This is a genomic window from Micromonospora sp. NPDC005254, from assembly GCF_042872525.1.
Classification (GTDB): domain Bacteria; phylum Actinomycetota; class Actinomycetes; order Mycobacteriales; family Micromonosporaceae; genus Micromonospora.
In genome coordinates this window covers 380,499-398,267 of record NZ_JBIAKM010000005.1, presented here as the reverse complement: position 1 = coordinate 398,267, position 17,769 = coordinate 380,499, and the positions used below count along the sequence as shown (strand labels likewise).

18 protein-coding genes are annotated in these 17,769 nt (G+C 72.2%); 4 read left to right on the top strand and 14 right to left on the bottom strand.

The window, feature by feature from the left end:
- Positions 1-36 precede the first annotated feature (36 nt).
- From ACFYPR_RS18285 to ACFYPR_RS18260, 6 genes are all read right to left on the bottom strand, one after another.
- Entirely contained in the window at positions 37-1,374 is a 1,338-nt protein-coding gene (locus ACFYPR_RS18285) for a glutamate mutase L (protein WP_363938470.1), read from the bottom strand.
- Positions 1,375-1,414: 40 nt separating this feature from the next.
- Positions 1,415-1,822: a hotdog domain-containing protein gene (locus ACFYPR_RS18280; protein WP_355068854.1), complete on the bottom strand. Its 408-nt coding sequence runs from the start codon at positions 1,820-1,822 to the stop codon at positions 1,415-1,417.
- Positions 1,819-2,568 carry an OAM dimerization domain-containing protein gene (locus tag ACFYPR_RS18275; RefSeq protein WP_355068852.1) on the bottom strand — a complete coding sequence of 250 codons (750 nt, stop codon included), beginning with the start codon at positions 2,566-2,568 and terminating at the stop codon, positions 1,819-1,821. Before ACFYPR_RS18275 ends, ACFYPR_RS18280 begins: the two co-directional genes overlap by 4 nt.
- 65 nt (positions 2,569-2,633) lie before the next feature.
- Complete coding sequence (locus ACFYPR_RS18270; protein WP_387261003.1) at positions 2,634-4,208, bottom strand: lysine 5,6-aminomutase subunit alpha; 1,575 nt, start codon at positions 4,206-4,208, stop codon at positions 2,634-2,636.
- Positions 4,205-5,770 carry an amidohydrolase gene (locus ACFYPR_RS18265; protein ID WP_387261001.1) on the bottom strand — a complete coding sequence of 522 codons (1,566 nt, stop codon included), beginning with the start codon at positions 5,768-5,770 and terminating at the stop codon, positions 4,205-4,207. The genes ACFYPR_RS18270 and ACFYPR_RS18265 overlap by 4 nt, the downstream gene beginning before the upstream one ends.
- Before the next feature lie 4 nt (positions 5,771-5,774).
- Complete coding sequence (locus tag ACFYPR_RS18260) at positions 5,775-6,824, bottom strand: zinc-binding alcohol dehydrogenase (protein ID WP_387261247.1); 1,050 nt, start codon at positions 6,822-6,824, stop codon at positions 5,775-5,777.
- Between the two features lie 153 nt (positions 6,825-6,977).
- On the opposite strand from ACFYPR_RS18260, the gene ACFYPR_RS18255 reads away from it, so the two are divergent.
- Complete coding sequence (locus ACFYPR_RS18255) at positions 6,978-8,369, top strand: KamA family radical SAM protein (RefSeq protein ID WP_387260998.1); 1,392 nt, start codon at positions 6,978-6,980, stop codon at positions 8,367-8,369.
- Positions 8,370-8,394: 25 nt separating this feature from the next.
- Here ACFYPR_RS18255 and ACFYPR_RS18250 read toward each other — a convergent pair whose 3' ends face one another.
- From ACFYPR_RS18250 to ACFYPR_RS18240, 3 genes are all read right to left on the bottom strand, one after another.
- Positions 8,395-9,054, bottom strand: coding sequence for a polysaccharide deacetylase family protein (locus tag ACFYPR_RS18250; protein WP_387260995.1), 660 nt, complete (start codon positions 9,052-9,054; stop codon positions 8,395-8,397).
- A gap of 432 nt (positions 9,055-9,486) precedes the next feature.
- A complete protein-coding gene (locus ACFYPR_RS18245) occupies positions 9,487-9,828 on the bottom strand; it encodes a YnfA family protein (protein WP_387260992.1) in 342 nt (113 codons plus the stop codon).
- A 74-nt stretch (positions 9,829-9,902) separates the two neighbouring features.
- Positions 9,903-10,088: a CsbD family protein gene (locus ACFYPR_RS18240; protein ID WP_387260989.1), complete on the bottom strand. Its 186-nt coding sequence runs from the start codon at positions 10,086-10,088 to the stop codon at positions 9,903-9,905.
- A gap of 156 nt (positions 10,089-10,244) precedes the next feature.
- Between ACFYPR_RS18240 and ACFYPR_RS18235 the strand changes: the two genes are divergently transcribed.
- Positions 10,245-10,856: a histidine phosphatase family protein gene (locus ACFYPR_RS18235; protein WP_387260986.1), complete on the top strand. Its 612-nt coding sequence runs from the start codon at positions 10,245-10,247 to the stop codon at positions 10,854-10,856.
- On the opposite strand, the gene ACFYPR_RS18230 is transcribed toward ACFYPR_RS18235, so the two are convergent.
- The 3 genes from ACFYPR_RS18230 to ACFYPR_RS18220 all read right to left on the bottom strand — a co-directional run bounded on the left by ACFYPR_RS18230 (position 10,786) and on the right by ACFYPR_RS18220 (position 13,604).
- Positions 10,786-11,292 (bottom strand): Lrp/AsnC family transcriptional regulator, encoded by a 507-nt coding sequence (locus ACFYPR_RS18230; RefSeq protein ID WP_007460055.1) that lies wholly within the window; start codon positions 11,290-11,292, stop codon positions 10,786-10,788. The genes ACFYPR_RS18235 and ACFYPR_RS18230 overlap by 71 nt on opposite strands.
- 63 nt (positions 11,293-11,355) lie before the next feature.
- Positions 11,356-12,498 (bottom strand): acyl-CoA dehydrogenase family protein, encoded by a 1,143-nt coding sequence (locus ACFYPR_RS18225; RefSeq protein ID WP_387260983.1) that lies wholly within the window; start codon positions 12,496-12,498, stop codon positions 11,356-11,358.
- On the bottom strand, positions 12,495-13,604 hold the full coding sequence (locus ACFYPR_RS18220; RefSeq protein WP_387260980.1) for a M24 family metallopeptidase: 1,110 nt from the start codon (positions 13,602-13,604) through the stop codon (positions 12,495-12,497). Before ACFYPR_RS18220 ends, ACFYPR_RS18225 begins: the two co-directional genes overlap by 4 nt.
- Before the next feature lie 205 nt (positions 13,605-13,809).
- Between ACFYPR_RS18220 and ACFYPR_RS18215 the strand changes: the two genes are divergently transcribed.
- The gene (locus ACFYPR_RS18215) at positions 13,810-15,180 is read left to right on the top strand and encodes a glycosyl hydrolase family 18 protein (RefSeq protein ID WP_354863335.1); all 1,371 of its coding nucleotides are present in this window, start codon (positions 13,810-13,812) and stop codon (positions 15,178-15,180) included.
- A 41-nt stretch (positions 15,181-15,221) separates the two neighbouring features.
- Here ACFYPR_RS18215 and ACFYPR_RS18210 read toward each other — a convergent pair whose 3' ends face one another.
- A complete protein-coding gene (locus tag ACFYPR_RS18210) occupies positions 15,222-16,109 on the bottom strand; it encodes a winged helix-turn-helix transcriptional regulator (protein ID WP_387260977.1) in 888 nt (295 codons plus the stop codon).
- 126 nt (positions 16,110-16,235) lie between these two features.
- Between ACFYPR_RS18210 and ACFYPR_RS18205 the strand changes: the two genes are divergently transcribed.
- A complete protein-coding gene (locus ACFYPR_RS18205; RefSeq protein ID WP_387260974.1) occupies positions 16,236-17,504 on the top strand; it encodes an MFS transporter in 1,269 nt (422 codons plus the stop codon).
- Here ACFYPR_RS18205 and ACFYPR_RS18200 read toward each other — a convergent pair.
- Entirely contained in the window at positions 17,488-17,769 is a 282-nt protein-coding gene (locus ACFYPR_RS18200; protein ID WP_354862084.1) for a hypothetical protein, read from the bottom strand. The two genes, ACFYPR_RS18205 and ACFYPR_RS18200, sit on opposite strands and share 17 nt — an antisense overlap.

Below are 17,769 nucleotides of genomic sequence, written 5' to 3'. Positions count from 1 at the left end.
CGTGTGTTGCGCCACGGCGTGTCGGGTCGGCGTGTCTCACTGCGTGCTCAGATGGTGGCGCAGCAGCGCCCCGGCGGCCGTCCGGTGCTCCTCGGCGAGCAACCCACCGGCGGCCAGCACGTAGTCGACGTCGACGACCGCGCGGGCGGCGCGCGGCAGCGCCCACCCGCCCGCGTGATCGGCCAGGACTGCCGCCAGGACCTGCCCGGACGCGTCGGCGGGCGCGTGCCGCAGCACCCCACCGGAGCCCACCAGCAGCCGCACGTCGCGCAGGTCCCGCCCGGCCCGCTCGCCGGTGGCGGCGCCCCGGGCGTGCCGGCGCAACGCCACCGTCGCCGCCAGGGTGGCGATCCGGGCGTCCACGGCCCGCTCGACGTCGTCGGCGGCCAGGAAGGCCGGGTCGGCGGCCCGGCGGTCGGCGGCGGCGGCCAGGCCGTCGGTCTCGTCGGCGGCGAGCAGCCGCTCCTCGGCGGCGGCGCGCACCACGCCGGGGGCGCTCCACCGCATGCCCAGATCGCCCTCGACGGTGCGGGCCCGCCACAGACTGCCCGCGACCTCCCGGCCCGGCCCGGTGGCCCGCTCGTCGGGCGTGAGGACCGAGTACACGTCGGTGGTGGCCCCACCCACGTCGACGACGGCGAGGTCCCCACCGATGGTGTCGGCGAGCACCTCCACGCCGGTGAGGACCGCGTCGGGCGTGGCCGCCCGCACCAGCCGCGCGAACCGCGTGCCCCTGGACAGTCGTTTGCCGCCGATGACGTGGCGCAGGAACACCGCGCGGATCGCCGCGCGCGCCGACGCCGGGGCGAGCACCCCGATGCGCGGCAGCACGTTGTCCGCACCGGTCACCGGCACCCCGGCGGCCTCCAACAGCCCGGTCAACTCCGCACGGACGTCGCTGTTGCCGGCCAGGACGACCGGCACCCGCCAGCGGGCCCGGGCCAGGCGGGTGGCGTTGTGGGTGATCGTGTCGCCGTCGCCGCCGTCGGTGCCGCCCACGAGCAGCACCACGTCCGGCCGGGCCGCCCGCAACGCCGTCAGGTCGGCGGCGCCGAGCCGACCGGCCGCCACGTGCACCACGTGCGCGCCGGCCGACAACCCGACCCGCCGGCCCGCCTGCGCGGTCACCAACGCCTCGTAGCCGAGCACGGCCAGCCGCAACCCACCACCGGCCGACGAGCAGACGTACCACGGCACGTCCCGCACCCCGAGCCCGGCGGTGGCCGCCGCGACGGCGGCGTCCAGGCCGTGCAGCACGTCGCTGCCCACCGTGGTGGGCGCGGCCGCCGCGCCGACGAGGACACCCGCGGCCAGGTCCACCACGGCCGCCTTGGTGTACGTCGAGCCGACGTCCGCGCAGACCGCCAGGGTCACGAGTTTCCCTGTTCGCGACTGCGGGGCTCGCAACCCCGGCTCACTCCTCGCGACTCACTGATGCGGCGGGTACGACCACGGTGCCGGTCGCCGTGACCGCGACGATCGGCGGGTCCAGAACCTCGGCGGCGGACGCCGAGCGGTCCGGGCGACCCCGACACACCACCGTGCAGCTCAACTCCAGGGTGCGGCTGCGACTGCCCACCCGGGACACCTGGGCGGTCACCTCCACCACGTCACCGGCGCGGATCGGCGCGGTGAACCGCACGTCGGAGTACCCGGCGAACAGGCCCTCGTCGCCGTCCGTGCGGATACACACCTCCGTGGCGACGTCGCCGAACAACCCGAGGGCGTACGCCCCGTCGACGAGGTTGCCGGCGTAGTGGGCGTGCGCGTACGGCACGTACCGCCGGTGCGTCACCGTCAACCCGAGCCTGGTGTCGGTCATGCCATCGCCTTCCGCTGCGTGATCAGGGCGTGCACGAGGTAGCTGGCCACCTCGCCGGGCGTGGTCCCCCGACCGAAGATCCGGTCCACGCCCAACTCGTCGGTCATCGACTCGTCGAACCGGGGGCCGCCGACGATCAACAGGGGCCGCTTACCCGCCGGCATGGCCTCCCGGAACGCCGCCGACATCTCCCGCGTGTTGTGCAGGTGCGCGTCGCGTTGGGTGACGACCTGCGACACGAGCACCGCGTCGGCCTTCTCCACCCGGGCGGCCTCCACCAGCTCCGGCACGCTGACCTGCGCGCCCATGTTGGTGACCTTCAACTCCCGGTAGTACTCCAGGCCCTTCTCGCCCGCGATGCCCTTGACGTTGAGGATCGCGTCGATGCCCACGGTGTGCGCGTCGGTGCCGATGCACGCCCCGACCACCGACAGCTTGCGGCGCAGCCGCTGCTTGACGACGGTGTTGACCTCCTTGGCCGACAGCAGCGGGAAGTCCCGTTCCACCACCTGCACCGCGTCGACGTCGACGAGGTGGTTGACCCGCCCGTACACGACGAAGAACGTGAATCCGTCACCCATCGGCTTGGCGTGCACCACCATCGCCGGGTCGATGCCCATCTTGTTGGCCAGCTGCACCGCCGCGCCCTCGGCCCGCTTGTCGTGGGCCACCGGCAGGGTGAACGACACCTGCACCATCCCGTCGCCGGTGGTGTCCCCGTACGGACGCACGATCTGCTTACTCACGCCGTCGCTTCGCGACGGCGCGAGCGCGTGGCTGCTGTGCTGGCCGGTTCTCTCGCTGCGCTCGCTCACGACGCCGCCGCCTCCAGGATGTCGGTGGCCGGGTTGCAGTAGTCGGCCTCGTGCGCGGCGACCCCGTCCAGACCCTTGCCGCGGTCCGCCGGCCGCTTCATGATGCCGAACGTGCCCTCCGCGATCGCGGTGAGCAGCGTCTGCTCCCCGATGCGCTCCAACAGGTCCAGAGCCTCACCGAGGACCTGGTTGGCGCGCCGGCGGATGAACCCGCCCGCCGCCGGCACGAAGTCCTCGTGCAGCCCACCGGCGGCGCCCAGCACGTAGCGCACGTTCTGCAGGGCGATGTCCCGGTCCGACAGCCACGGCGTCACCACCGCCTCGGTCATCATCCCCACCAGCAGGATGCCCTGACCGGTCAGCGCGCCCGCCAGGTTGAAGAACCCGTCGAGCAGGTTGCCCCGGAACACGTCACCGGTCATGTGCTTGGTCGGCGGCATCCACTTCAACGGCGCGTCCGGGAACAACTCCCGCGCCAACAGCGCGTGCGCCAACTCCAACCGGAACGACTCCGGCACCTCCGGGTTGATCTCGAACGCGTGCCCCAGGCCCAACTGCCAGTCCGCCAGGCCCGCCTCGTGCGCGAAGAACTCGTTGAGCAGCTGCGACACCGTCACCGTGTGCGCCTCGTCAACCGCGTCGGCGGTGGTCAGGTAGTTGTCCTCACCGGTGTTGATGATGATCCCGGCGCGGGCGTGCACCTGCCGGGAGAACCGCTGGTCGACGAACGTGCGGACCGGGTTGATGTCGCGGAACAGGATCCCGTACATCGAATCGTTGAGCATCATGTCGAGCCGTTCCAACCCGGCCAGGGTCGCCATCTCCGGCATGCACAACCCCGACGCGTAGTTCGTCAGCCGCACGTAGCGGCCCAACTCCTTCGACGACTCGTCCAGCGCCGCGCGCATCAACCGGAAATTCTCCTGCGTGGCGTACGTGCCGGCGAAACCCTCCCGGGTCGCGCCCTCGGGCACGTAGTCCAGCAACGACTGCCCCGTCGAGCGGATCACCGCGATGACGTCCGCACCGGCGCGCGCCGCCGCCTGCGCCTGCGGAATGTCCTCGTAGATGTCGCCCGTCGCCACGATCAGGTAGATCCACGGCCGCTGCTTCGGGTCCCCGTGCCGCTTGACGAGGCGCTCGCGCTCCGCGCGCCGCCTGTCGATCCGCCGGATACCCGCGCCGACCGCCTTGCGGGCCGCCGACCGGGCCGCCGACCGGGCCGCCGTCGCCGACCGACCGCTGGGCAGCGCGAACCGCACCGACCCGGCGGCGGCCTTCTGCGCCAGCAACGTCACATCCGTGATCCCCTCGCGAGCGAGGGCGTCGAACACCGGCACCGCCACCCCGTGCCCCAACCCCACGTCCGCGACGACCGCGTCCACGAGCCGGTTCACCCACGGAATGCCGTCCGGGTCGGCGCCGCTCACCCCGGCCAGCCGCAGCACCGCCCGCTCCACCGACACCGTCGTGTGGCTGCGGGCCAGGTCGACCACCGGCTGCCCGGCCCGCCGCGCCAACTCCCGCGCCCGCGCCACCAACACCGGATCAAGGTCAAGTTTCCCGGTCACGACGACCCTTCCTCATAGATGACCTCACCACGCAGCACCAGCCGCCGGCACACCGGCAGCGGCGTCGGATCGTCCGGACCCCGCACCTCCGGGTCCTCGGCCACCAGCACCGGCAAACCCCGTTCCACCCCCGCCGGCGTCGACCACACCGCGAACGTCGCCGGCGCACCCAGCGCCAGGACACCCTCGACGTCCAGGTGCACCGCCCGCCACCCACCGCGGGTGTGCGCCGCGAACGCCGAACGCACACTCATCCGCTGCGCCGGGTTGTGGTGCGCCGCCGCCGCCCGCACCGACCCCCACGGGTCCAGCGGCGTCACCGGCGAATCCGACCCGAACGCCAACGCCACCCCCACCGAGTGCATCGCACCCATCGGGTTCGACTCCAACGACCGGTCCAACCCCAACCGCGCCTCGTACATCCGGCCCGCGCCACCCCACAACCGGTCGAACGCCGGCTGCATGCTCGCCACGATCCCGTACTCCACGAACCGCGCGATCATCCGCTTGTTCATGATCTCCGCGTGCTCGATGCGGTGCCGGGCCGCGCGCAGCCGCTCCACACCCAGCGTCGCCGCCGCCGCCGCGAACCCGTCGAGCACCGTGCCGATCGCCGCGTCCCCGATCGCGTGGAACCCGCCCTGCAGGCCCTGCGCCGCACAGTCCAACAGGTGATCACGCACCTGCTCGGCGCTGAGATACCCGTGCCCGCAGCCGTCACCGTCGCCGTACGGCTGCGACACGTGCGCCGTGCGCGACCCCAACGCCCCGTCCGCGAACAGGTCACCGCCGGCGCCCACCGCGCCCAACTCCCGGGCCCGCGCCGCGCCACCCAGCTCACCCCAGTACCCGTACACCTCCGGCAACCCCGCCCCGGAGATGCCCAGCAGACCGGTGAAGTCCTCCTCGTCGGAGATCTCCGGACCGCCGCACTCGTGCACCGCCGCGATGCCCAACGACGCCGCGTGCGCGAGCGCCACCCGCTGCGCGGCGACCCGCTGCGCCCGGCTCACCGACCCCTGCGCCGCCGCCCGCACCACATGGTGGGCGTCACGCCGCAACCAGCCCGACGCGTCGTACCCGAGCGCCTCCGCCGCCTGCGGACACGCCGCCAGCAACGCCGACGACACCAACGCCGAATGGATCGACGCCTGCGACAGGTACACCCGCCGCCCACCGGCCGCCCGGTCCAACGCCGCCGCGTCCGGCAACGTCTTGTCCGACCAGCCGGACTCGTCCCAGCCGTGCCCCAGCACCACCGCGTCCGCCGGCAACCCCGCCGCGAACCCGGCCACCGCGTCGAGCAACTGCCCCGCCGAGCGCACCCCGGACAACTCCAGCCCGGACAACGCCAACCCGGTGTCGGTGGCGTGCACGTGCGCGTCCACGAACGCCGGCGTCACCAGAGCGCCGTCCAGGTCCACCACCCGGTCGGCCGGCGGCGCGTCACCGTCGGTGCCCAACCAGGCAATCCGCCCACCGGACACCATCAGCGCGGTCGCGCTCGGGTCGGCGGGGCAGTGCAGCACGCCGCCGCGGTACAACGTCGAGGGGTTCGTCATGACCTCAGTCTGCCGCGATCCGCGCCGCGAACAGCCGACGCACCCCCGGCTCGGCGCGCAACAGCCCCAACGCCAACTCCGCGTGCCCCGGCACGTACCCGTTGCCCACCAGCATCGTCACGTCCGCCGCCAACCCCTCCGCGCCCAACGCGGCCGCGGAGAAGCTCGTCGCCATCGAGAAGAAGATCACCGTGCCGCCGTCCGCGGTGGCCAGCACCGCCCCGTGCTCACAGCCCGGCACGTCCACGCACACCACCGTCACGTCCGCCGGCGCGCCCAACGCGGTGGTCACCGCCGTGGACAACCCCACCGGGTCGCGCGCGTCGGCCAACGCCACCACCGACGCCAGCCCGGCGTCCGTCAGCGCGTCCCGCTCCACCGCCACCGGAACCACCCCGACGGTACGCGCGGCGCCCGCCCGTCGCGCCGCGGCCAGGGACAGCGACCCGCTCTTGCCGGCCCCACCGATCACCGCGACTCGCACCGGCGTCGGATCACCGCTACGCCGACGATCCTGCACGTAGCGCGACACCACCCGGGCGGTCAGCGCGGGCGCCCCGCACACGTCCAGCACGGCCAGGGACAACTGCGGATCCTCGTCATCGGGCAGCACCGCCGCGATGGACCGCGCGAACAGGATCGCCCACCCGTCACACGGCACCTGCTCGCTGCGTCCGTCCCAGCGGGCCAGCCCGTCGGTGATCACCAGGGGCGTCAACGTCAACGACACCAGCGTGGCGACCCGCTCACCGGCCTTGAGCCCCAGCGGGGACCGCCGACCCGCCTCCTCGACCGTGCCGATCAGCATCCCGCCGGAGCCGGTCACCGGGTTCTGCATCTTTCCCCGCGTGGAAATGATCTCCAGCACCTCGGCGCGCACGGCAGCCCCGTCACCGCCGTGCTTCTCCGACAACTGCCGAAAACTCGCCGCGTCCAGGTTCAGCCGCTCCACCCGGATCCGCACCTCGTTCGGCGCAATCGCCGCGGACGCGTCCAGCCGCCAGGCCGCCTGCGGCAGCACCCCCGCCGGTTCCACGACGCGGTGCAGTCCCACCGGTGACGTCACGCCGACCTCCCCTGTCCGGCCGCCCGAAGCCCCGGTCAAGGCTCGCGTAGCGGGAAAACTTACGGCAGACTAGTTTCTGTACCGAATATTTTCCAGTAGCCTTCGGATTTCGATGATCCACCGCACCACCGAGGAGGGGCCGTGACCCACACCATCCCGCAACCCCGTCACGCCCCGGTCGCCGTACCGACCGCCGGGCAGCCGTACGAATACCACCGCCGCCCCCTGGTCGAACCCGACTGGACCCGCTTCCCCGGCTGGCGCACCGTCACCCGCGACCAGTGGGAATCCGCCCAGTGGCAACGCGTCAACTGCGTCAAGAACATCAAGCAGCTCCGCGCCGTCTTAGGCGACCTCGTCGACGACAGCTTCTACACCGACCTCGAGGCCGACCAGAAGGCCCTGGCCACCATGTCCATGCTGGTGCCGCCACAAATGATCAACACGATGGTGCCGTTCGCGCCGCTGACCACCGAAGCGCTGCTCGCCGACCCCATCCGCCGCTACATGATCCCGGTCGCCTCCGACCGACGCACCGACTGGCCCTCACACCCCTACGCCAGCCGCGACAGCCTGCACGAGCACGACATGTGGGTCGCCGAAGGTCTCACCCACCGCTACCCCACCAAGGTCCTCGCCGAGCTGCTCTCCACCTGCCCCCAGTACTGCGGCCACTGCACCCGCATGGACCTGGTCGGCAACTCCACCCCCGCCGTCGACAAGCTCAAACTCACCCTCAAGCCCGTCGACCGCTACGACGCCCACATCGCCTACCTCAAAGCCCACCCCGGTGTACGTGACGTCGTCGTCTCCGGCGGCGACGTCGCCAACGTCCCGTGGCGCGGGCTCGAGTCGTACCTCATGCGCCTGCTGGAACTGGAGACGGTCCGCGACATCCGCCTCGCCACCAAGGCCCTCATGGGCCTGCCCCAGCACTGGCTGCAGCCCGACGTCGTCGAGGGCCTCGAGCGCGTCGCCCGCACCGCCGCCCGCCGCGGCGTCAACCTCGCCATCCACACCCACGTCAACCACGCCCAGTCGCTCACCCCGCTGGTCGCCAAGGCCGCCCAGACCGCCCTCGACGTCGGCGTCCGCGACGTCCGCAACCAGGGCGTCCTCATGCGCGGCGTCAACGCCACCACCCCGGAACTGCTCGACCTCTGCTTCGCGCTGCAGGGCGAAGCCGGGATCCTGCCGTACTACTTCTACATGTGCGACATGATCCCCAACGCCGAACACTGGCGCGTCCCGGTCTGGCACGCCCAGCAGCTCCAGCACGACATCATGGGCTACCTGCCCGGCTACGCCACCCCACGGATCGTCTGCGACGTGCCCTTCGTCGGCAAGCGCTGGGTGCACATGCTCACCGACTACGACCGTGAGCGCGGCATCTCCTACTGGACCAAGAACTACCGCACCTCGATCGAGTCCGCCGACCTGGAGGCGCTCAACAAGCGCTACGCCTACTACGACCCGATCGACACCCTGCCCGAGGGCGGCCAGCAGTGGTGGAACGACCACCGCGACGACTGACCCACCGCAGGTGCTGGCCGCCGACTCACCCGGCGGCCAGCACCTCGGACAGCGGGGCCGGCACCAGCCCCCGCTCGGCCAGCCCGGCAAGGATGTGCGGCAACGCCTCATCGGTCATCGCCGCGTTCGCCTCGGTCACATGCATGATCACCACCGACCCCGGGCGGGCGTGGTCCACCACCGCCCGCACCAACGGCTTCCACGCCGTCGCGAACGGATCGCCGCTGACCACGTCCCCGTCGACGACCGTCACACCGAGCGGGGCCAGCGCGTCCAACGCCGCCGCGTCGTGACAGAGCCCCGGAAAACGGAAGTACCGGGTCTGCCGACCCCCGTACGGCTCGATCACCTCGAACGTCTTCGCCACGTCGCCGCGCAACTCGTTCACCGGCTTCGAGGGCAGGTCGTAGCAGTGACCGGTGAACGCCGCGTGCCCGTACGTGTGGTTGGCCAACTCGAAGCGCGGATTAGCGGCGATCCGCCGCGTCACGTCCGGATACCGCTGCACCCACTTGCCGGTCAGGAAGAACGTAGCCGGGACCCGCTCCCGTTCCAGCAGGTCGAGGATGCGCAGGTTGGCGTACGACTTCACCCGACCGGCACGCAGGTTGCCCAACATCGCGTCGGTCATGTCCGCGTCGAAGGTCAACGCGACCTTGTTACCGGTCCGCGGCCCGTGGTCCACCACCGGCGCCCTGGTCCCGGTCGGCGTCGCGCCCGGCACCGAGGCAACCGCCGGCGCAGACGGGACACCAGCCGACGGGACACCGGCCGACGAGGCGACGGACGGCGTCGATGGGCCGGACGAGCCGACGAAGAGCGGCTGGTCCGAGGGCGGCACCCGGGACGCTTCACACCCGGCACTGCCGAGGATGGCCGCCACGACCACTACGCCAAGAAACGGGCAAAGCCCAGCTCGGATCACGCCGCAGATCATCGCAGAAGCGAAAGCGCCTCACTGCCCCCCGCGTGCCACCACGAGGGCTCGTGGGCGCGCGTCGCAGGCCCGCTTGGGCGGTGCCGCTCCGGTAAGCGATATACCTCAGAGGTATGAATATGACTCTGAGGTATATCGCCTACCAGTGACACACCGCCTGCGAGGTCACCCGGGCGCGGGTCAGGCGGAACCACCACGCGGGGCGTACATGATGACCGCGACGCCGAGCAGGCACAGGGCCGCGCCGGTCAGGTCCCAGCGGTCCGGGCGGAAACCGTCCACCACCATCGCCCAGCCCAACGAACCCGCCACGAACACCCCGCCGTACGCGGCCAGGATCCGGCCGAAGTTGGCGTCCGGCTGGAACGTGGCCACGAAGCCGTAACAGCCCAACGCGACCACGCCGGCGGCGATCCACCACAGGCCGCGCTGCTCCCGCCACCCCTGCCAGACCAGCCAGGCGCCGCCGATCTCGGCCAGGGCGGCCAGCACGAACAACGCCAGGGAACGGAGAACTGTCACGCCGCCGACCCTAACGGCCCACATGCGTCGGGTCCCCGGGCAGCACCTGCCCGGGGACCCGACGACCGCTCAGGTCACTTGTTGAAAGCGTCCTTAATCTTGCTGCCGGCATCCTTCATGTTCTGCTTGGCGCGCGCATCACCCTGCTGGCTCGCGCCCCCACCACGCATCGACTCGTTGTCGGTCATATCGCCGACGCGCTCCTTCGCGGCGCCGGCCATCTGCTCAACCTTGTTCTTTGCCTTCTCGGTGAAGCTCATCGCGCCTCCTCGGTCTGGCGGTTGTCGAGGCTCGGTTGCCCGGTTTCCCGGTGCCGAAACCGGTGGTGCCGGTCGGCACACCCCGTAAGGCATCCTAGGAAGATAGGTTGAGAGAGGGCGGCACTGGCTGCCCCGGCGCGATGGTTAACTGGCCGCATGGGAGAGCTCCTGCTGATCCGGCACGGCGAGACCACCTGGAGCGCCAGCCTGCGGCACACCTCGTACACCGATCTGGAGCTGACCCCCGACGGCGAGCGACAGGCCCGCACCCTCGCCGCGTTCCTGGCCGGCCGGCGCTTCGTCACCGTCCTGGCCAGTCCCCGCTCCCGGGCGCTGCGCACCGCGCAGCTGGCCGGGCTCACCGTCGACGCGGTCGACGAGGACCTCAGCGAGTGGAACTACGGCGAGTACGAGGGCCGCACCACAGTCGACATCCACGACGACGACCCGCACTGGAACATCTGGACCGACGGCTGCCCCGGCGGGGAGTCACCCGCGCAGGTGGGTGACCGGCTCGACCGGGTACTGGCCCGCGTCACCCCACTGCTCGACCGGGGCACCGTGGCGTTGGTGGGCCACGCGCACAGCCTGCGGGTGCTCGGCGCCCGCTGGATCGGGCTGCCCCCGTCCGCCGGCGGACTGCTGCGCCTGGACACCGCCACGGTCAGCGCGCTGGGTCACGAGCACGGCCGGCAGGTCATCCTGCGGTGGAACCAGCCGGCTCCTCCGGCGCCCGGGACCGCGACCGACTCGGTGCCCCGGCACTGATCTTCGGCGGGCGGTTCTCGTACGGGGTGGACAGCACCACAGTCGTCCGGGTCGTCACGTTCGCCGAGGTGCGGATCTCCTGCAGCACCCGCTCCAGGTCCGCCGGGCTGGCCACCCGCACCAGCAGCAGGTAGAAGTCCTCCCCCGCCACCGAGTAGCACGAGTCGATCTCCGGCAGGTGGGCCAGCCGCTCCGGCGCGTCGTCCGGCTGCGACGGGTCGAACGGCCGGATCGCCACGAACGCGGTCAACGGCAGGTCCAGCGCCTCGAACGACACCCGGGCGGCGTACCCCTTGAGCACCCCGCGCTGCTCCAGCCGGCGCACCCGCTGGTGCACGGCGGACACCGACAGCCCCACCTTCTCGGCCAGGTCGGTGTACGACAGACGGCCGTCAGCGGTCAGCGCGGCGACGATGGCGCGGTCGATCTCCTCCACGGCGAGCAACCTACCGGGAAATCGGCGCGACGGCGACGACGAACGCCGCGCGGGCCCGCCTTCTCAGCTCTTGGCGAGCGCCCGGGAGATCACCAACCGCTGGATCTGGTTGGTGCCCTCCACGATCTGCAGCACCTTCGCCTCGCGCATGTACCGCTCGACCGGGTGGTCGGCCACGTAGCCGGCGCCGCCGAGCACCTGCACGGCGTCGGTGGTCACCCGCATCGCCATGTCGGTGGCGAAGAGCTTCGCCTTCGCCGCCTCGATCGAGTACGGACGCCCCGCGTCGCGCAGCCGGGCCGCCGCCAGGGTCAGCGCGCGGGCGGCGGAGATCTGGGTGGCCGCGTCGGCGAGCAGGAAGCCCAGGCCCTGGAAGTCGATGATGGACCGGCCGAACTGCTGTCGCTCCCGGGCGTAGCCGACGGCGTAGTCGAGCGCGGCCTGGGCCAGCCCGACCGCGCAGGCGGCGATGCCCAGTCGACCCGAGTCCAGCGCCGACATCGCGATGGTGAAGCCCGCCCCCTCGCCGCCGACCAGCCGGTCGGCCGGCACCCGCGCCTCCTCGAAGGCGATCTGCGCCACCGGCGAGGACCGCAGCCCCATGGTCCGCTCGGCGGCCTGCGGCGCGATGCCGGCGGTGCCCGCGTCGGCGACCAGGCAGGAGATGCCCTTCGGGCCGGGCCCGCCGGTGCGGCAGAAGACGTTGTAGAAGTCGGCCACCTGGGCGTGCGTGATCCACGCCTTGGTGCCGGAGACGACGTACGCGTCGCCGTCGCGGACCGCCCGGGTGCTCAGCGCCGCCGCGTCGGAGCCGCCCTGCGGCTCGGAGAGGCAGTACGCGCCGAGCAGCTCGCCGCCGAGCATGTCCGGCAGGAGCTTGCGCTGCTCCGCGCTGCCGAACGCGGCGACCGGGTAGCAGCTCAGGGTGTGCACGCTTACCGCCTCGGCGACCGCCAGCCACCGGCTGGCCAGGATCTCCAGCACCTGCAGGTACACCTCGTACGGCTGCGCCGCGCCGCCGTGTTCCTCGGCGTAGGGCAGGCCGAGCAGGCCGGCGCGGCCGATGGTGCGCAGCACCTCGCGGGGGAACTCGGCGCGTTCCTCGAAGCCCGCGACCTTCGGCGCGAGCTCGCGGTCGGCCAGCTCGGTGGCGAGGTCCAGCAGGTCGTGGGCCTCGTCGGTGGGGAGGATCCGGTCGACAGTCATAGCGCGATGAGCTCCGTGGGGGTGGTGTTGAGCCGCTGCACGCCGTCCGTCGTGCAGACGACGATGTCCTCGATGCGGGCGCCGTGTCGGCCCGCGAGGTAGATGCCCGGTTCGATGGAGAACGCCATGCCGGCCTCCAGGGGCCGGTCGTTGCCGGCCACCAGGTAGGGCTCCTCGTGACCGTCCAGGCCGATGCCGTGCCCGGTGCGGTGCAGGAATGCGTCGCCGTAACCGGCGGCAGCGATCGGCTCCCGGGCCGCCGCGTCGGCCGCCGCGCCGGTGATCCCGGGACGGACCGCCGCGACCGCCGCACGCTGGGCGGCGTGCAGCACCGCGTAGTAGTCCACGAAGTCGGCCGGCGCCGGCCCGCCCGCCACGTAGGTGCGGGTGCAGTCCGAGCGGTAGCCCGACGGCATCGTGCCGCCGATGTCCACCACCACCGGCTCCCCGGCGCCGATCGGCCGATCCGAGGTGCCGTGGTGCGGGCTGGCCCCGTTCGGGCCGGCGGCCACGATGACGAAGTCGACAGTCACGTGCCCGGCGTCGCGGATCGCCGCCGCGATGTCGGCCGCCACCTCGGCCTCGGTGCGGCCCGGGCGCAGCCACTGGCCCATGCGCAGGTGCACCTCGTCGATGGCCGCGCCCGCCTCGGCCAGCGCCGCGACCTCCGCCGGGGTCTTGCGGATCCGCAGCTCGCGCAGCACCTCGCCGGCGAGCCGCTGCGCGGCGCCGGGCAGCGCCGCGCGCAGGGCGAGGACCTGCTCGGCCCACATCCGGTCGGCGAGCCCCACGGCCGCCGGCGGGCCGTCGAGGGCAGCGACGACCAGGGGGTACGGGTCGACGCCGTCGGGATGGTCGACGATGCGAACCCCGGTGTTCGGCGCCGCCTCCGCGGCCGGACGCTCCAGCCTGGGCACGATGAGCGTGGGCACCCCCTCGGCGGGCAGCACCAGGCAGGTCAGCCGCTCCCCCACGTGGGCGTCGTACCCGGTCAGGTAGCGCAGATCGGAGCCGGGCGTGAGCAGCAGCGCGTCCAGGCCGGCGGCGGCGGTGGCGCGCTGCGCGGCGATCAGCCGGTCCGGCGGGTACAACTCATCGGTTCCCACCCCGTGAGCTTAACGGTCGTTTGGGCATCCTCAGAAGCCCACATCCGCCCGGGCGAGGAAATCCACCGGCGTTGATTGACTCCGACAGTTAACACTCTTTAAGATTTGGCTGCCTCGAGGCCCACCCGTTCCTGCGTACCGCGTTTCCCGCCCGCGACAACCCTGCGCGGGCGGGCGTCGTCCCCCGCCCACGGGAAGGCCCCCGATGTCCTCACCACTGCGCCGCGCCCGCACCGCCGGCCTGCTCGCCCTGGCCACCGCCGCCGCCACCGTCACCCTCGTCCCCACCGCCGCGCAGGCCGTGGTGCTGCCGAACAACTTCAAGAGCGTCGGCTACATGCCCTCGTGGGCTGGCAACGTCAACACCATCCAGTACAACAAGCTCACCCACATCAACTACGCGTTCGTGCTGCCCAACAACGACGGCAGCCTGCGCGCGGTGGAGAACCCGAGCAAGCTCTCCTCGCTGGTCTCCCAGGCGCACGCCAACAACGTCAAGGTCTCGATCGCCGTCGGCGGCTGGAACGACGGCAACGACTCGGCCTTCGAGGCCCTCGCCGCCAACTCCGGCAGCCGGACCGCCTTCGTCAACAACCTGGTCAACTTCGTCAACCAGTACAACCTCGACGGCGTCGACATCGACTGGGAGTACCCGGACCCGGGCGCCTCGGCGAACAACTACAGCCAGCTCATGACGCAGCTCGGCAGCGCCATGCACAGCCGCGGCAAGCTGCTCACCGCGGCCGTCGTCTCCGAGGGCTACTACCTCGACGGCGTGCCGACGGCCGTGTTCGGTCAGGTCGACTGGCTCAACATCATGGCGTACGACGGCGGCAGCCCACACTCCAACTACGACTGGTCGATCAACAGCATCAACCTGTGGAAGTCCCGCGGCCTGCCGGCCAGCAAGGCCGTCCTCGGCATCCCGTTCTACAGCCGCCCCGGCTACTACACGTACTCGGCGCTCGTCGCCCTGGACCCGGCCAACGCCAACCGGGACTGCACCACAGCCGGCGGCGCGCAGCAGTGCTACAACGGCGTCCCGACCGTCAAGCGCAAGACGCAGTGGGCCCTCGCAAATGCCGGCGGCGTCATGAACTGGGAGCTGTCGCAGGACACCACCGGCTCCACCTCGCTGGTCAGCGCCATGTACGACACCATCATGGGCGGCACCACCCCGCCGCCGTCCGGTCGTACCGGCCAGATCACCGGCCTCGGCGGCAAGTGCGTCGACGTGGCCTCCGCGAGCACCGCCAACGGCACCGCCATCCAGCTCTGGGGCTGCAACGGCACCAACGCGCAGACCTGGACCGTCGCCAGCGACGGCACGCTGCGCGCCCTCGGCAAGTGCGCCGACATCACCAGCGGCTCCACCGCCAACGGCGCCAAGGTGCAGCTGTACGACTGCAACGGCAGCGGCGCGCAGGTCTGGCAGGCGCAGTCCAACGGCACGCTGCGCAACCCGCAGTCCAACAAGTGCCTGGACGTCACCGACAACAGCTCCGCCGACGGCGCCCGGTTGCAGATCTGGGACTGCTTCGCCGGCGCCAACCAGCGCTGGACCCTCCCGGCCTGAACCTGAACCTGACGCTGCGATCCCCGGCCGACGCCCCCGCGTCAGCCGGGGATCGTCGCGTGGTCGCGGGCCAGCGCCAGCATCTCGTCGACCGATCCGGCCGGATCGGTGACCGGGAACTGCACCGCCCGCACCACCGACGTCGGATCGATGAGCATCGTCAGTCGCTTGAACCGGGTCACCCCGCCGGCGGAGAAGACCGGCAGCAGCAGCCCCGCGGCGAGCCGACCGTCCTGATCGGACAGCAACGGAAACGGCAGCCCCGCGTACGCGGCGAACTCGGCGAGCTGGTCCGGTCGCTGGGTGCTGATCCCGCGCACCCGCACCCCGGCCGCCTCGAAGGCCGGGTGCCGGTCGGCGTACGTGGTCGATTCGAGGGTGCAGCCCCGGGCGCCGGGGATCTCCGCCCAGCCCGGCGGGTAGCCCTGCGTTCCCGGCGCGTACGCCCCGGGGAAGAGGTAGAGGACGCTCCAGACGTCCGGCGCGGTCACCGCGACCGGCCGCCCGTCGGCGCCGGGCAGAGCGACCTCCGGCAGCCGTCGGCCCACCAGCGCGTGCGCCCGTCGGGCCTCGGCCGAGGCGTCGTCGGCGGTCGCGGTCAACTCTCCGTCACCCATCAGGTGCCTCGTTCCCCAGTCCTGGAGGGCGATCAGGACCGGCAGCAGGCCCGCGCCCTTCGTGGTGAGCAGATAGTCGTGCCGGGGCGGGTGCGTCGAGTACGGGCGGCGTTCCAGCACGCCGTGCTCGACCAGGGCGGCGAGGCGTTCGGTAAGCGCCCGCCGACTGACACCCAGTTCACGCTGGAGCGCGTCGAAGCGGGTCGTGCCGCCGGCGACGTCGCGCACGATGAGGAACGTCCACCAGTCCCCCAGCACGCCGAGCGCCTGCGCGATGCCGCAGTCCGCGTCCGCGAGATCCTCTCGTCGCACCCGCTTCCTCCCTCCGTCCGACACGACTATAGTCCGTTCCAGATTGGAACGGACCATCACGGGCACGCGCCAACGGCACGCACCGACACCGGGAACGCATCGGCGCGACGGACGGGGGCCGACGACATGCACGTCGACGAACGGGCCGGAGTGTTCTGGCGCTGGTGGACCGCCGGCACGACCAGTCTGGTCGGGTCGGCGGTCGGCGCGGTGGCCCTGCCGCTGACCGCGCTCACCGTCCTGGACGCCTCCGCGTGGCAGATGGGTCTGATCGCCGCGGCCAGCTACGTCGCCTGGATCGTGATCGGCCTGCCCGCCGGTGTGATCGTGCAACGCCTGCCGCTGCGCGGCACCCAGGTCGGCGCCGACCTGGCCCGCGCCGTCGCCGTCGCGTCGATCCCGCTGGCCTGGTGGTGGGGGCAGCTCACCGTGACCCACCTGGTGGTCACCGCGCTCGTCGTCAGCTTCGCCAACGTGGTGTTCGACGTGGCCAACTCGACGTTCCTGCCCAGCATCGTCGAGCGCGAGCAGTTGCAGTCGCGCAACAGCCTCACCTCGGCCACCCACGCCGCGACCCTGCTCAGCGGCCCATCGCTCGGTGGGCTCGCCGTGCAGGCACTCGGCGCGGTGCCCACCCTGCTCGTCGACTCGGCCAGCTACCTCGTCTCGGCGGCTCTGCTGCGTACCCTGCCCGCGCGCCGCGTCGACGCGCCCGAGCACTGGCCGCCGGTCGGTGAGCTGATCCGCGAGGGCTGGCGCTACGTCGCGTACCACCCGGTCATGGGCCCGTGCATGTGGGCCGCGACGGCCATGAACTTCGTCTGCGGCGCGCAGTTCGCGCTGCACCCGCTCTACCTGGTCCGCGACCTGCACGCGCCGGCCGGCCTGGTCGGCGTCCTGCTCGCCGTCGAGGGTGTCGGCGCGCTGGTCGGGGCTGCCCTCACCACGTGGATCACCACCCGGCTCGGCAGCGCCCGCGCGCTGGTCGCCGCCGGGTTCACGACGGTCGCCGGAGCGTTCCTGATCCCCGGTGGCACCGGTTGGCCGGCTTACGTCGCCTTCGCCGCCGGCAGCATCGTCTTCTCTCTCGGCACGGTCGTGCTCAGCGTGACCACCCGGACGTACCGGCAGATCGCCAGCCCACCCGAACTCCTCTCCCGGGTGATGGCGACCGTGCGGTTCGTCTCCTGGGGCGCCATCCCGGTCGGCGGGCTGGTCGCCGGCGGGCTCGCCGGCCCGCTCGGCGCCCGCGCCACCCTGTTCGTCTTCGCGGCGACCCTGATCTGCGCGCCCCTGGTGCTGCTGCTCTCCCCCGTCCGGCGCCTGCGCGACCTCACCGACCACGACCGCGACCGCGACCAGGGCCGGCGTCCGGCCGTCACCATTGGTCGGTGACCGCCGCACCCGACCACAGGCCGTCGGCCATGCGGCGAGCCCGGGTCGCGTCGCTGAGCACATCGACGCTGTGCACGTACTGGTCGACCGCGCCCAGCAGCGGTCGGTCGCGCAGCGTCGGGTCGGTCACCGCTGCGCGTAGTGCGGCGGCGACGCGCTCGGCACGCAGCACCAGGAACGGCCGGAAACGCCACCCCGGCAGTCTGCGCCGTTCCAGGGCCTGCCCGCACTGTGGTTTTCCGGGTAGGACCGGGGCGGGGGCCAT